This is a genomic window from Paraburkholderia sp. FT54, assembly GCF_031585635.1.
Classification (GTDB): Bacteria; Pseudomonadota; Gammaproteobacteria; order Burkholderiales; family Burkholderiaceae; genus Paraburkholderia.
On the sequence record NZ_CP134195.1, the window covers coordinates 4,016,864 to 4,029,957 of the forward strand.

General features: G+C 63.3%; 11 protein-coding genes. 6 read left to right on the forward strand and 5 right to left on the reverse strand.

All coding sequences use genetic code 11. From position 1 onward, the window contains the following. Window positions 1-18: 18 nt before the first annotated feature. From RI103_RS18425 to RI103_RS18440, 4 genes are all read right to left on the reverse strand, one after another. Window positions 19-1,311: an MFS transporter gene (locus RI103_RS18425; RefSeq protein WP_310813332.1), complete on the reverse strand. Its 1,293-nt coding sequence runs from the start codon at window positions 1,309-1,311 to the stop codon at window positions 19-21. A gap of 255 nt (window positions 1,312-1,566) precedes the next feature. Next, on the reverse strand, window positions 1,567-1,878 hold the full coding sequence (locus RI103_RS18430) for a high-potential iron-sulfur protein (protein WP_310813333.1): 312 nt from the start codon (window positions 1,876-1,878) through the stop codon (window positions 1,567-1,569). Window positions 1,879-2,139: 261 nt separating this feature from the next. Beyond that, window positions 2,140-3,246 (reverse strand): NAD(P)/FAD-dependent oxidoreductase, encoded by a 1,107-nt coding sequence (locus tag RI103_RS18435; RefSeq protein ID WP_310813334.1) that lies wholly within the window; start codon window positions 3,244-3,246, stop codon window positions 2,140-2,142. Between the two features lie 602 nt (window positions 3,247-3,848). Continuing rightward, the gene (locus RI103_RS18440) at window positions 3,849-4,826 is read right to left on the reverse strand and encodes an AAA family ATPase (protein ID WP_310813335.1); all 978 of its coding nucleotides are present in this window, start codon (window positions 4,824-4,826) and stop codon (window positions 3,849-3,851) included. A 268-nt stretch (window positions 4,827-5,094) separates the two neighbouring features. Here RI103_RS18440 and RI103_RS18445 point away from each other — a divergent pair, with 268 nt between their 5' ends. Next, entirely contained in the window at window positions 5,095-5,622 is a 528-nt protein-coding gene (locus RI103_RS18445) for a hypothetical protein (RefSeq protein ID WP_310813336.1), read from the forward strand. Window positions 5,623-5,710: 88 nt separating this feature from the next. Further along, complete coding sequence (locus tag RI103_RS18450; RefSeq protein ID WP_310813337.1) at window positions 5,711-6,508, forward strand: endonuclease/exonuclease/phosphatase family protein; 798 nt, start codon at window positions 5,711-5,713, stop codon at window positions 6,506-6,508. A gap of 30 nt (window positions 6,509-6,538) precedes the next feature. Here the strand turns inward: RI103_RS18450 and RI103_RS18455 are convergent, their stop codons facing one another. After that, window positions 6,539-7,519, reverse strand: coding sequence for an aldose 1-epimerase (locus tag RI103_RS18455; RefSeq protein WP_310813338.1), 981 nt, complete (start codon window positions 7,517-7,519; stop codon window positions 6,539-6,541). A gap of 338 nt (window positions 7,520-7,857) precedes the next feature. Between RI103_RS18455 and RI103_RS18460 the strand changes: the two genes are divergently transcribed. From RI103_RS18460 to RI103_RS18475, 4 genes are all read left to right on the forward strand, one after another. Then, on the forward strand, window positions 7,858-8,910 hold the full coding sequence (locus RI103_RS18460; protein ID WP_310815274.1) for a LacI family DNA-binding transcriptional regulator: 1,053 nt from the start codon (window positions 7,858-7,860) through the stop codon (window positions 8,908-8,910). 113 nt (window positions 8,911-9,023) lie between these two features. Beyond that, a complete protein-coding gene (locus RI103_RS18465; RefSeq protein WP_310813339.1) occupies window positions 9,024-10,043 on the forward strand; it encodes an ABC transporter substrate-binding protein in 1,020 nt (339 codons plus the stop codon). Window positions 10,044-10,478: 435 nt separating this feature from the next. Beyond that, window positions 10,479-12,053, forward strand: a complete 1,575-nt coding sequence (locus RI103_RS18470) for a sugar ABC transporter ATP-binding protein (RefSeq protein WP_310815275.1) — start codon at window positions 10,479-10,481, stop codon at window positions 12,051-12,053. Further along, window positions 12,043-13,080, forward strand: a complete 1,038-nt coding sequence (locus tag RI103_RS18475) for an ABC transporter permease (protein ID WP_310813340.1) — start codon at window positions 12,043-12,045, stop codon at window positions 13,078-13,080. The genes RI103_RS18470 and RI103_RS18475 overlap by 11 nt, the downstream gene beginning before the upstream one ends. Window positions 13,081-13,094 lie beyond the last annotated feature (14 nt).

Sequence of the window (13,094 nt, forward strand, 5' to 3'; positions counted from 1 at the left end):
CTAAAACGCCGCCGCCGTTCAAGCCGGTTTGCGATGCGCGTCGAGGTCCGCGTGGCGCTTGCCTGGAATGCAAGCCACGGCGACGATCGACAGCGCCAGTCCGGCCATCACGTAGTAGGTCGGCGCGAGCGGCGAGCCGGTAGTCTTGATGAGCCACGTCACGACGAAGGGCCCGAAGCCGCCGAACACCATCACCGCGATGTTGTAGCCGAGCGATAAGCCGATCGAGCGCACGTTCGCCGGAAACAGCTCCGCGATCAGCGCGCCGAATGGCCCGTAATAGCCGGACAGCGAGACCGACAGCAGCGCCTGCACCAGAATCAGTTTCGACACGGTCGGCTCCGCCTCGAGCCACGCGAACAGCGGATAGATGATCACGAGCGTGATCACCAGCGACCACAGCGACAGCCCCTTGCGACCAATGCGGTCCGACCACGCGCCGGTCAATGGCGAAAGCACCGTCAACAGCAGATTGCCGACGATCACCGCGTAAAAGGATTGCGCGTAAGGCAGCTTCAGTTGATTGACCGCGAAGGTCGGCAGATAGCTGATCAGCACGTAGATCGTCACCGTAAGCGCGATCACCGAACCGAGTCCACAGAGCACGTCGCGGCTGTGTGTTCTGAAGACTTCGCCGAGCGTCGCGCGCCGCGCGGTTTTTTGCGCAAGCAGAAACGCTTCCGAATCCGCGAGATGCCGGCGAATATAAAAGCCGACCGGGCCGATGACCAAACCCAGGATGAAGGGCACACGCCAGCCCCAGGATTTCAGCGCCTCGGGTGACAGCCCACGCGTGATCAATGCCCCCACCAACGCGCCGAGCAACAGCGCCGCCGCCTGGCTCGCCATCTGCCAACTGCCGTAGAAGCCGCGCTTCGAGAACGGCGCCGCTTCGATCAGCAATGCCGTCGAACTGCCGAACTCGCCGCCAGCGGAAAAGCCTTGCAGCAAGCGTCCGACTACGATCATCAACGGCGCGCCGATGCCGATCGCCGAATACGGCGGTGCGATCGCCAGCAGCAGCATGCCGAGCGTCATCAGCACGATCACCAGGGACAACGCCGCTTTGCGTCCCGCGCGATCCGCATAGAGTCCGAGTACGATGCCGCCGACCGGCCGCATGACGAAAGCGACGCCGAACGTCGCGGTGGCGAGAAGCAACGACGAATAGTTGTTGCCGGCCGGGAAGAACAACTGCGCGATCACCACCGTCAGAAAACTGAACACGGTGAAGTCGTACCACTCGAGTGCATTGCCGATCACAGCCGCGACGACGGCTCGCGTATGAAGGCTCCTTGACGCTGGTTTCATTCGAATCTCCAGCCTGCCAAAAGTATCCCGTGGTGCGTCGTTTTAGTGCAATGCCGTATTTGCGCGAGCGAGAAAAAAGACCGCGAGCCTGAGAGGTCGCCTTGGAGTGTAAAGAGCGCACAAGCGGTTTTCAAGCAGCAAAAAGGCGTCTGCCGCGCGGGGTGGCAGACGCCTGAATGATTGAACCTCGAATGCGGACCGCCATGTTGCGGCGCATTTCGCGCAACACTGAATGCGTGTGCGGCAGCTGGGTAATCAGGCCTTCTTGTTATATGCGCTGCACCAACCCTTGCTCGCGACCTGCTTGCCGGCGAACATCGGGCAGCCGCCGTAGGCGTCGGTCGGCTTGGCCTGATAGAAACTGCAGTTGCCGCAGTCCTGGCCCGCTGCGTACTTGGCGAACTTCGCCTTGTCGATTTTCGTGGCGTCTGCCTTATAGCCGAGTGCTTGCGCGGTCGGATCGCTTTCGGAGACTTTCGGTGCGTCGGCGAATGCCTGGCGCGACAGGGCAAAGGTGGACGCCACACCAATGCTGGTGATCAAAAACGTACGACGGGAAGGTTTCATGGGGACTTACTCCATCTATATTGAACTGATCGCCGTTCTAGTGACAGCGGTCCCCAAGGATAGCAATGAAGCCGTCGCGCGTGACTGTCCAAATGATAGAGATAACCGAATTGGTACGACTGCGCGTCCGAATGTCGCGCGGGAATGCGAATCGATCGCATGCGAAGTGAGCGCTCTGCGCGAGCGGGCAATGCGAGGACAATACGAAAGCGCGCGAGCTGAGCACTCGCAGTGAAACGGGCAATGCGAACCGCGCGCGAATTACGCGCGTCCGCTCAACTCGCACACTCGCTGCGCGATCGCAAGCGACGCCGTCAATCCCGGCGACTCGATACCGAACAGATTGACGAGTCCACGCACACCATGCGCGGCCGGACCTTGAATCACGAAGTCGGCAGCGGGTTCGCCGGGACCGGAAAGCTTCGGGCGAATGCCCGCATACGCGGGTTGCAACGCATCGTCCGGAAGTGCGGGCCAATAGGCACGGATCGCCGCATAAAACGATTCAGCGCGACGCGGATCGACGTCGTAATTGATCGCATCGACCCATTCGACGTCGGGACCGAAACGCGCCTGGCCGCCGAGGTCGATGGTCAGATGCACGCCGAGTCCGGCTTCGTTCGGCATCGGATAAATGAGGCGGCTGAATGGCGCGCGCCCTGAGATGCTGAAGTAGTTGCCGCGCGCGAGATAGAGCGGCGGCACATGCCGCGCGTCGAGTCCCCGGATCTTGCGCGCCAGTGCGTTCGCCTGCAAACCGGCGCTGTTGATCACGCATGCTGCGCTGATCGTGGTCGGCGCGTCGCCGCCCACCTTGATGATGAAGCGGCCGTTGCTTGCTTCGATCGCCTGGACCGGCGCGCGAAACGCGCACACCGCGCCGTCGCGTTCGGCGTCACCCTGCAGCGCGAGCATGAACTGATGACTGTCGACGATACCGGTCTGCGGCGAGAACACCGCTTCGACACATTCGAGCGCGGGTTCGAGCGCTTGCGCCTGGTCGCCGGTGATTCGCATCAGGTCGAGCACACCATTGTCGCGGCCTTTGGCCATGATGCTTTCGAGCTGAGGAATCTGGTTGCGTGAAGTGGCCACCAGCAATTTGCCGCAGCGTGAATGCGGCACGTTGCGCTCGACGCAGTAGTCGTAGAGCATCTCGCGACCGCGCACGCACAGCGCGGCTTTGAGCGAACCGCGTGGATAGTAGATGCCCGCGTGAATCACCTCGCTGTTGCGCGAGCTGGTGCCCACGCCGATCGCTTCAGCCGCTTCCAGCACGATCACGTCGCGCCCACGCGCGGCCAGTGCGCGCGCCACCGCGAGCCCGATCACGCCGGCGCCGATCACTACACATTCGATTTGGTCCATGTCCCTTGACGCGGCCAAGCTCGCCGCGCGCTACCTCGTTCACCCGATCAAGATGAAGACAGGATGCGGCTGTCGCGAGCCGTACACCGCTCGCTGCCGACCGCACCTGCCCATTCGCAACCGCTACGTAAAATTGTACGACGCCGTACAGACACAAATGCCCGCAGTCGGTAATGGCTGCGGGCATGCGGTCTTGAGCGGGTCTCAAACGTAGCGGCCGGACTTAATTAGTGTACGCCGTCGAGGGTCGTAGCGCTCGCTTCTTCGCGCGTGCGATGAACGTGGCGCGCAGCTTCGGGCTAATCCGGCGGCCCGAGCAAACAACCGGCGCCTGATTCTGTGTGCTGACGCCGCGACGCGCAGCCGCCGCCACATGGGTCTTTTGCGCGACGTTGGCTTGCGCTTGCGCGCGGGTCACGCCGTCAGGTTGCGTGTATGTGGCCACTTCGGGAAGATGCGCCGTCCCGATTGATAACGGCCTAACATCTCATTAACAGCAACAATTGCCACAGCATTCACCGCATTTTGAGCACAGATTCCCGGTTCCGCACATAAAAAAACCGCCCGGAGGCGGTTTTTCTGGAAAAAAGCGGCAAAAATACTTAGAAACCGATGGGTTTTCGCCGGTTTCCGTAGTCCAGGCGAATGTCACCGGCTTCAACATGATCGCGTCCATCGATCCGTGCCGCGCCGAACCCATTAAGGATCGCCCGGCGCATTTCACGCGGTGATGCCCGCATCAGCGCATCGAGCGCGTCGTCGCCGAGCACCTCGGGAAAGCGCAGTCCCCAGTTGTGCGCGCAGCGGATCTCGCCGTAGATTGCCTGCGCGATACGGCGCGCGCCGTCGCGATCCGGCGGAGGAATCTCGTACACGTTCATCCGGTTCAGGATCGGCTCGGGAATCGAGCGCTCGTCGTTCGCCGTGGCAATCCAGATCACATGCCCGGCATTGATCGGAACCTCGGCGAATTCGTCGATGAAGGTCTGCGCCGTGTCATGCTCCAGCAGCGCGTACAACGCGCCGAGCGGATCGTATTGCGAATCGCCAGTGGCCTTGTCGATTTCGTCGACGGCGATCACCGGGTTCGCATAGCTGCCGTTCACGAGCGCATCGAACACCTTGCCCGGCTTCGCGTTCTTCCATTGCGACGAGGCGCCCGACAGAATCCAGCCAGCCGTCAGCGAACTCATCGCCACATATTGATACGCGGTGCCGAGCAGGCGCGCCAACTGCTTGGCAAAGTGAGTCTTGCCGATGCCGGGGTCGCCGAGCAGGAGGATCGGCATCAGCTCGAGCCGGTCTTCTGTCTCGAGACACAAGGCGACCTGTTTGCGGATGTCGTCGAGTGGCGTGGAAAAGTTGGGCAGCGCGTCGATCAGATCGTCGATCGACGGCATGCGGTTCGGCTTCACGCAGAAGCGCAGATTGCCGGTTTTCAGCATCTTTTCGTATGTCGCGCGCAATGCCTCGTTCGCGCCTTCGCCGAGATCGTTCAGCGCGGTCTCGACCTGATCGAGGTCGTACACCCGACTGAAAGACGCCACGGCGATTTCCTGTTTGACCATTGCAGTTGTCATCGCTCACCCCGTCTGGCTGGTCCCGCTGCCGCGGCTCCTTGTATGGCGCCGCTTCAGGTCCAGTGTAACGAGGACATATTCGTGTGCAAGCCAGCAGTCGTACCGCTCTGCTGCTAACTGCGGGTTGTTTTCGGTAATTCCTTGCCTTACCTGAAATGGATTGTTGCTGAACCCGGCCCCGTTTGACGTGTCAGAAAGGCGTTGCGCCCATCAGGGGTAAGATGGCCCTCTGACTACGCTGCGGGTCCCGCGACCGGAGACTTCTTTTATGTGGAAAACCAGTATCGCGGCTTTGTTGCTCGGCACCTCGTTGCTTGCGAATGCACAACAAAGCGCACAACAAGGCTCACAACAACGGCCGGCGCAGCAGGTCGTGCAATGGCAGTTGCAGGTCATGCGTGACGGCCAGCAAATCGACGCATTCGACGGCACCACCACCGTCGGCCAGGCGCGCACGGACACGCATCACAAGATGGTGCAACATAACGTCGGCTGCAAGGATCAGCCCGCCGGCAGTATCGATCTGGCGCGCACGTTGACTGTCTCGCCGCTGCAGGCGGATGCGAGCGGCGTCACACTGTCGATCGACGCGCAGGAAACGTTCGAGGAAAACGCGGCACGGCAAACCGACACTGGCTGCAAGCTGCCGCCGCAACCGCGCCAGGTTAGCGCGAGCCATCCGGGTCTGAAGGTGGCGACGGGGCAATGGGCCAGCTGGACCATCGTCGACAAAGACCCGAACCTGGTCTACCGCGTGCGTGCAGGTCTCGCGGAGAGCGCAAACACGGCAAACTGATCGAACTGATGCAAAGACCACGCAAGAGAACACGCAAACAGCGCGCGACTAACCGACGCCCCCAACCAGAACACGTGGACAACGCGGCATGCGAAACCCTGAAGAATTGATCCGCGAGAGCGTAGCGCCCAAGGATTTCGTTGCGGTGAGCTGGAACCTGCATAAAGGTCGCACGCCGCTCGGCTTTCAGGCCTGGCAGGCCATGCAACGCTGGGTGCAATCGACCCACGCGGACGCCTATTTTTTACAGGAAGCGATGGCGCGGCGCATGCCGTCGCCGGTGCTGGCGAGCAGTTTCGGCGCGCCGCTCAGCGACCCATTAAGCGACGTCTGGCATTGTCAGGCCACTGAAATCGCGCGCGCGCTCGAACTCGAAATCGCGCTCGGACCCAACGTCTTCAAACCGTCGTGGCGGCACGGCAATGCGATCCTGTCGCCGCATCCGCTCGATCTCGGCGGACGCTGGGACATCTCCGCGCATCGCTTCGAAAAACGCGGTTTGCTGGTGGCGCGCGCCACTTTCGGTGGTCACTCTGTCACGCTGCTGTGTGCGCACCTTGCGCTTACACGTTCGGCCCGCTTGCGTCAGATGAACTGGATCGCGCACTGGATCGCGAAGGAAGCGCCGGAAGGTCCGCTGGTGCTCGCCGGCGACTTCAACGACTGGCGCAACGACTCCGTGCCGCTGTTCGGCGAGCACGGCTTGCAGGAAGTGGCCACGCTGCTCGGCGAGGCCGGCCGCACCTTTCCGGCTTTCTCACCGGCACTCGCGCTCGACAAGATGTTCGTGCGCGGCATGAAGCCGATCGAGTGGATCCAGCCGACGCAGGAAACCGCGTGGCTCTCGGATCACTTGCCGTATATGGCGCGCCTGCGAGTCGAATAGAGGCAGTCCTTCAGACGCGAGCGCCGCCCATCAATCCTTGTGCGGCGTCCATTTCAGCGTCGCGGCAATCTCCTCGCCCGGCTGCAGCACGCAGCCGCCTACATGCTCACGCAGGCCGACCGCGTTGAAGCAATTGGTGGTGTTGGTCACTGGTTCCACGCAGAGTTGCGCGTCGTTGGCCGGTGCGAACACCACCATGTGATCGAACGGCGCGTCGGCTGTCATCGTCAGCCGACGGTGTTCGTCGGGCCAGGCAATGGTCGCCTCGCGCGACCAGTTCGCAAAGTTGTTGTCGAGATCGAACGCGTCCGGCGACATGCCTTCGCGCAATGCACTCACAGCGGGATGCGGGCCGAGATGCGTCGGCAACACATCGGCGTCGGCGTGCCACATGGCTTTCACCTCGGCGTACACGCGCGTCTGCGCGGTACGCGGATAGTACGGGTGATGTCCCATGCCGAACGGCATCGGCCGATTGGCCAGGTTTTGCGCGGACAGCGTGATGCACAGCGCGCCGCCGCTCAACTCGATACGCTGCCGCGCGCGATAGCGAAACGGCCAGTCGCCTGGTATGCGCGAATCCGGTTCATGCTCGAAGTGCAGTTCCACCGAGCTTTCCGTGCGCGCCCCCACTTGCCACGGGTGCCGCCACGCATTCCCATGCAGGGCGTGGGCGAAGCGCACGTCGTTGCCGGCGAGATCAATCGTGCGGCCGTCGAATTCGAAACGCGCGTCGCGAATTCGGTTGCAATAGGGAAACAGCGGAAAGCTCGCCATGCGCAGCGGGTCGCGTTGAACGAAGGCCGCCGCCGCGGCTGGCCGCAACCAGTGCAACGCGCCGTCGGGCGTCGTTTCGTAGAAGGCCGCCAGCGCGCCGCCCACTTCGGGTGCGATCACGGCACGCAGCGCGCCGGCCGAGAGCGTGACGACCGTGGCCACGACCGCGGGGTCGTCGAGCCACATGAGGCCGTTCGCGAGCGGCCGGATCGGGTTCAAGGAAACGTCGCGCATGGTCAGAAAAGGCGGTGCCTTGGGCGGATCGCGGCGTGAACGCGCATCGCTGTCTCCTATGACGAGCCGCGCACAGCGCGCGGCCGGCGGATTGTCAGAATCCGCGCGACCGAGAATCGCACGCCAAAGCGCATTCGTCAATATTATTAGTAATAAATTCGCGCGCCAGCGTCGTGTAAACAGCGATGAAAACCTCCTAAATGACGGGTTATCGCGCGTTGCCGCGCGCATATTATTAGTGGTACCGTCACCATCGAGATGCCCACGGCATGCCCCAGCTTTAGCGCCGCTGCAGCGCGGCCCGCACAATGAAAAAATCGACTCAACGCCGTCCGACCATGACCGACATCGCCAAGCTCACTGGCGTGTCGCAATCGACTGTCTCGCTGGTGCTGAACAACGCAACCGGCGCGAAGTTCTCGGAGAGCACCCGCAACAAGGTGTTGAAAGCCGCGCACGACCTCGGCTACCGGCTGTCGCTGCGCGAGCCGGTGTCGGCCTCGGCCGACGAACGCAATCTGATCGTCTATCTCGCCGACGAGATTTCCACCAGTCCGCATCCGGTCGTGAACATCGACGGCGCGCGCGATGCGGCCTACGCCAGCGGCAAGATGCTCGCGGTCTACTCGACGCACGGCAACGCCGACATCGAGAAGCAGGTGCTGGACACCACACTGTCGAATCCGCATGTGTTCGGCGTGATCTACGCGACCGTCTATACGCGCAAGGTGACGCCGCCGGCGGCGCTCTCGCAGGTGCCGACCGTGCTGCTGAACTGCTACACGGGCGAAAGCGGGTTTTCGTCGGTGGTGCCGGCCGAGGTCGCTGGCGGGCACCTGGCGACCGACTGCCTGCTGCAGGCCGGCCATCGGCGGATCGGTTATATCAACGGCGAGCCCTGGCAGGATGCTTCCAAGGACCGCCTCAAAGGCTACCGCACCGCGCTCGCGACCGCCGACCTGCCCTTCGCGCCGGAAATGGTGCGCGACGGCGACTGGAGTTCGGGTCTCGGCTTCGAACTGACGCTCTCGCTAATGCGCGAGCCCAATCCGCCGACCGCGATCTTCTGCGCCAACGACCTCACCGCGATCGGCGCAATCGAAGCGTTAAAGCAACTCGGCCTGCGCGTGCCCGAAGACGTCTCGGTGCTCGGCTACGACGACCAGGAAATCGCCCGCCACACGCACCCGCCGCTCTCGACGGTCGTGCTGCCGAACTACGAATTGGGCCGCTGGGCCGTCGAAACCTTGCTGCAGGAAGAACATAACCGGGCCGCCGGCGCGCCGGTTCGGCATCGCATGGTGAAGCTCGACGGTCCGCTCGTCGAACGTGGTTCGGTCAGGGTAATTACCGAGGCAGAAAAGCCAGCAATTAATATTATTAGTGATTGACCGATAATAATTCTGGATGAAATAATCGGCACGTCCGGTGGGGCGGATCAACGCCAGCCGGCAAGAGAAATTAAAAGCAAATACACCTACCTCACCAGGTACTGGAGGAAGACATGGCGTCGCTCAACACGCAGTCGCGCAGTCACGTGCGCAAGCAGCAGATTCGTCCGCTGGCGGGTTCGCTGCTGGCTCTGGCAATCGGTTTCGGCGTCGCCACCGCGCACGCCGATGACGCGCTGCCGAAGCTGGCCAGCAAGACTCCGCTGAAGGTCGGCTTCGCGCAGACCGAAAGCAACAATCCGTGGCGTCTGGCGGAAACCAAGAGCTTCAAGGACATCGCCGCGAAGTGCGGCTGGCAGCTGGTCATGACCGACGCCAACAGTTCGAACTCCAAGCAGGTATCGGACATCCAGAACATGATCGCGCAGCACGTCGATCTGCTGGTATTCCCGCCGCGTGAAGAAAAGCCGCTTGCGCCGGTCGTGCTGCAAGCCAAAAAGGCCGGCATTCCGGTGATCCTGGTCGACCGCGACGTCGATCAATCGGTCGCCAAGGCGGGCCGCGACTACATCACTTTCATCGGCTCGGACTTCATCGACCAGGGTCATCGCGCCGCTGACTGGCTCGTCAAGGCGACGGGCGGCAAGGCGAAGATCATCGAACTCGAAGGCACCACCGGCGCGTCCGCCGCGAACGATCGCAAGAAAGGCTTCGACGAAATCATCGCGAAGAATCCGGGCATGACGATCATCGCGTCGCAAAGCGGCGACTTCGCGCGCGACAAGGGCCGCCAGGTCATGGAAACGCTGTTGCAGGCGCATCCGGACGTGACCGCCGTCTACGCGCACAACGACGAAATGGCGCTCGGCGCGATCGCCGCGATCAAGGCCGCCGGCAAGCAGCCGGGCAAGGACATCCAGATCGTCACGATCGACGGCACCAAGGGCGGCATGGACGCAATCGCGGCCGGCGAACTCGGCGCGAGCGTGCAGTCGAGCCCGTTCTTCGGCCCGCTCGCCTGCGACGTCGCACAGCGTTACGCGAAGGGCGAAAAGATCCCGACGTGGGTCAAGGTGTCCGACAAGTTCTACGACAAGAGCAACGTGCAGCAGAACATGCAGTACGGCTATTGACGGCGAAGCGCCGCTGTATGCGCGGTTTTGAAGTCCGAGCGCTTTGCCGTAGTGGAGCGTTCACGCGCTCGGGCGGCGCCCCGAAGAAGGAAGTCCCCGGCCCCGAAGCGCGTCGTGCTTGAGACATCGGAGTCGGAGGATTGCCTCGCAGGACGTCCCCGCCCCGAATCTGTCTCCTCGGGGGGCGGCCGACGGGAAGGGTTCGGAGCGACGCGTTCGTGGCAGCACGAACCGTCGCTTCGCTTTTATGCGGCGTAACATGGCTCGACCACAGCGCCCGCAGCAGAGCCCGAACGAAGGGCCGCACCGGCTCGCACGTGCAACGCCTGGCGCGCACGCGGCAAATCAAGCAGCACCTGCATCAGGAGGACACCCGTGACGGAATCCGGCAAAGAGACGCCACACTCTCCCCTTACCCGTTCGCCGCTGCTCGAGATGCAGGACATCGGCATCAGCTTCGGCGGCGTACCCGCGTTGCGCGCCGCCAATCTAAGCGTCGCCGCCGGCGAAGTGCACGCGCTGATCGGTCAGAACGGTGCGGGCAAATCGACCATGATCAAGATCCTGACCGGCGCGTATCGGCGCGGCTCGGGCAGCGTGCGCTTCGAAGGACGCGAAGTCGATTTCCGCACGCCCAAGCAGGCGCGCGAAGCCGGCATCAGCACGATCTATCAGGAGATCAATCTGGTGCCGTTCCGCTCGGTGGCGGAGAACATTTTCCTCGGCCGCGAGCCGCGCCGCTTCGGGCTGATCGACTGGCGCGCGGTGCAGCAACGCGCTGCCGCGCTGCTCGAATCGTTCGGTTTGCAGATCGATGTGAAGAAGCCGGTCGGCCGCTATTCGACCGCGATCCAGCAGATGGTGGCGCTCGCGCGCGCGGTGTCGTCCGACGCGAAGATGGTCATCATGGACGAATCCACCTCGTCGCTCGACGAACGCGAAGTGGAGCTGCTTTTCACCGTGGTACGCAAGCTGCGCGACGACGGCCGCGCGGTGATCTTCGTGTCGCATCGGCTCGATGAACTCTACGCACTGTGTGACCGCGTCACCGTGATGCGCGACGGCCAGACGGTCGCGCAAAGCACGCTGGCGGACATGGACAAACTGCAGCTCGTCACGACGATGCTCGGCCGCACCCTCGCCGCCGTCGTACAGGAAGACACCGCGGCACGCGAAGCGAACCTGGCGCGGCGCGGCAAGCAGGCGATTGCCGTCACGCATGCGAGCGCGCACCCGAAGGTGAGCGACGTCTCGCTCGACGTCCACGCCGGCGAAGCAGTCGGTCTCGCGGGCCTGCTCGGCTCGGGCCGCACGGAAACCATGCGGCTGATGTTCGGCGCCGATCCGCTGGAACAAGGCGCGCTCTCGATCAACGGCGAAGCGGTGGCGCTGAAGTCGCCGCAGGACGCCATCGCACGCGGTCTTGCGTATCTCACCGAAGACCGCAAGGCCGAGGGCATCGTCCCCGAACTCTCGGTGCGCGACAATCTCACGCTCGTCTGTCTGCGCACGCTGGCGAAGAACGGCGTGGTCGATGTGAAGAAGCAGCAGGCGATCGTCGATCGCTTCATTGCGTCGCTCGGCATCAAGCTGCGTTCCGCCGATCAGCCGATCCGCGAACTGTCGGGCGGCAATCAACAGAAGGTTCTATTAGCGCGCTGGCTGGCGGCCGAACCCTCGCTCTTGCTGCTCGACGAACCGACACGCGGCATCGACGTCGGCGCCAAAGCCGATGTCGCGAAGATCGTGCGCGAGTTACGCGACGCGGGCCTCGCCGTGCTGCTGTCCGCCTCCGAACTGGAAGAGCTGACCGCGGTGGCCGATCGCGCGGTGGTGATCCGCGACGGCCGCACGGTCGCCGAACTGAACGGCGCCGACATGAGCGAGAGCGCGATCATGGACGCCATCGCCTACGGCAGCGACGGCCATTCGCAACTGGCCGAAGCCGCGCAAACGGCAAACGCCGCACACATCGAAGACGCGTTGGAGGGCGACCGTCATGGCGCTTAAGTTGCACACCGAATCGCTGCATACCGAGCCGCGGCTCGGCGAAACCGCCCAGCAGATGACGGCGCCGCCGCCCGCCACCCCGGCAACGACGGTGCGCAAATGGCGCCATCTCGCCATGCAGCGCGAAGTCATCGTCCTGCTCGCGATGGTGCTCTTCAATCTGATCTTCACGCCGCACTTCTGGTCGCTGCAAACTTTCAACGTCAACATGACGCAGGTGGTGACGATCGTGATCGTCGGCATCGGCATGACGCTGGTGGTGGCGACGGGCGGCATCGACCTGTCGGTGGGCGCGTCGATGGCGATCTCCGGTGCGCTGGCGCCGATGCTGTTCCTGAACATTGCCGGACCCGGCGGGATCGCGCTCGCGTTCGTGCTGCCGGTGCTGGCGGCTGCGCTATGCGGCGTCTTCAACGGCTTGCTGGTGACGAAGCTATCCGTGCAGCCGATTGTCGCGACGCTGGTGCTGTTCATTGCCGGACGCGGCATCGCGCAGGTCGTCACGGACGGCAGCTTGCAGGCGTTCAACACGCCCGCCTTCCAATGGATCGCGCTCGGCAAGGTCGCGGGCGTGCCCTTCCAGGTGCTGCTGATGCTGGCGCTGGTCGCCATGTTCGTCTGGATCGTGCGCAAGACGCTGTTCGGACAATATCTGCTGATCACCGGCGGCAACGAAAAAGCTGCGTATCTGTGCGGCGTGCCGACGGCCACCGTGAAGCTGATCGCCTATACGCTGTGCGCCGCGCTCGCGGGACTGGCGGGGCTGATCTCGATCTCGGTGAATTCGTCCTCGGATGCGAACGTGGTCGGGCTCGGCGTCGAGCTCGATGCGATCGCGGCGGTCGCTGTCGGCGGCACGGCGCTGACGGGCGGCAAGGCGTATATCGGCGGCACGCTGATCGGCGCGCTGATCATCCAGTTGCTGCGCTACACGCTGCTCGCGCACGGCATTCCCGACGCGGCGGCGCTGGTGGTGAAGGCCGGCATCATCGTCGCGGCGGTTTATGTGCAGCGGCGCTCGCGCTAAGTCTCGCTAAATCA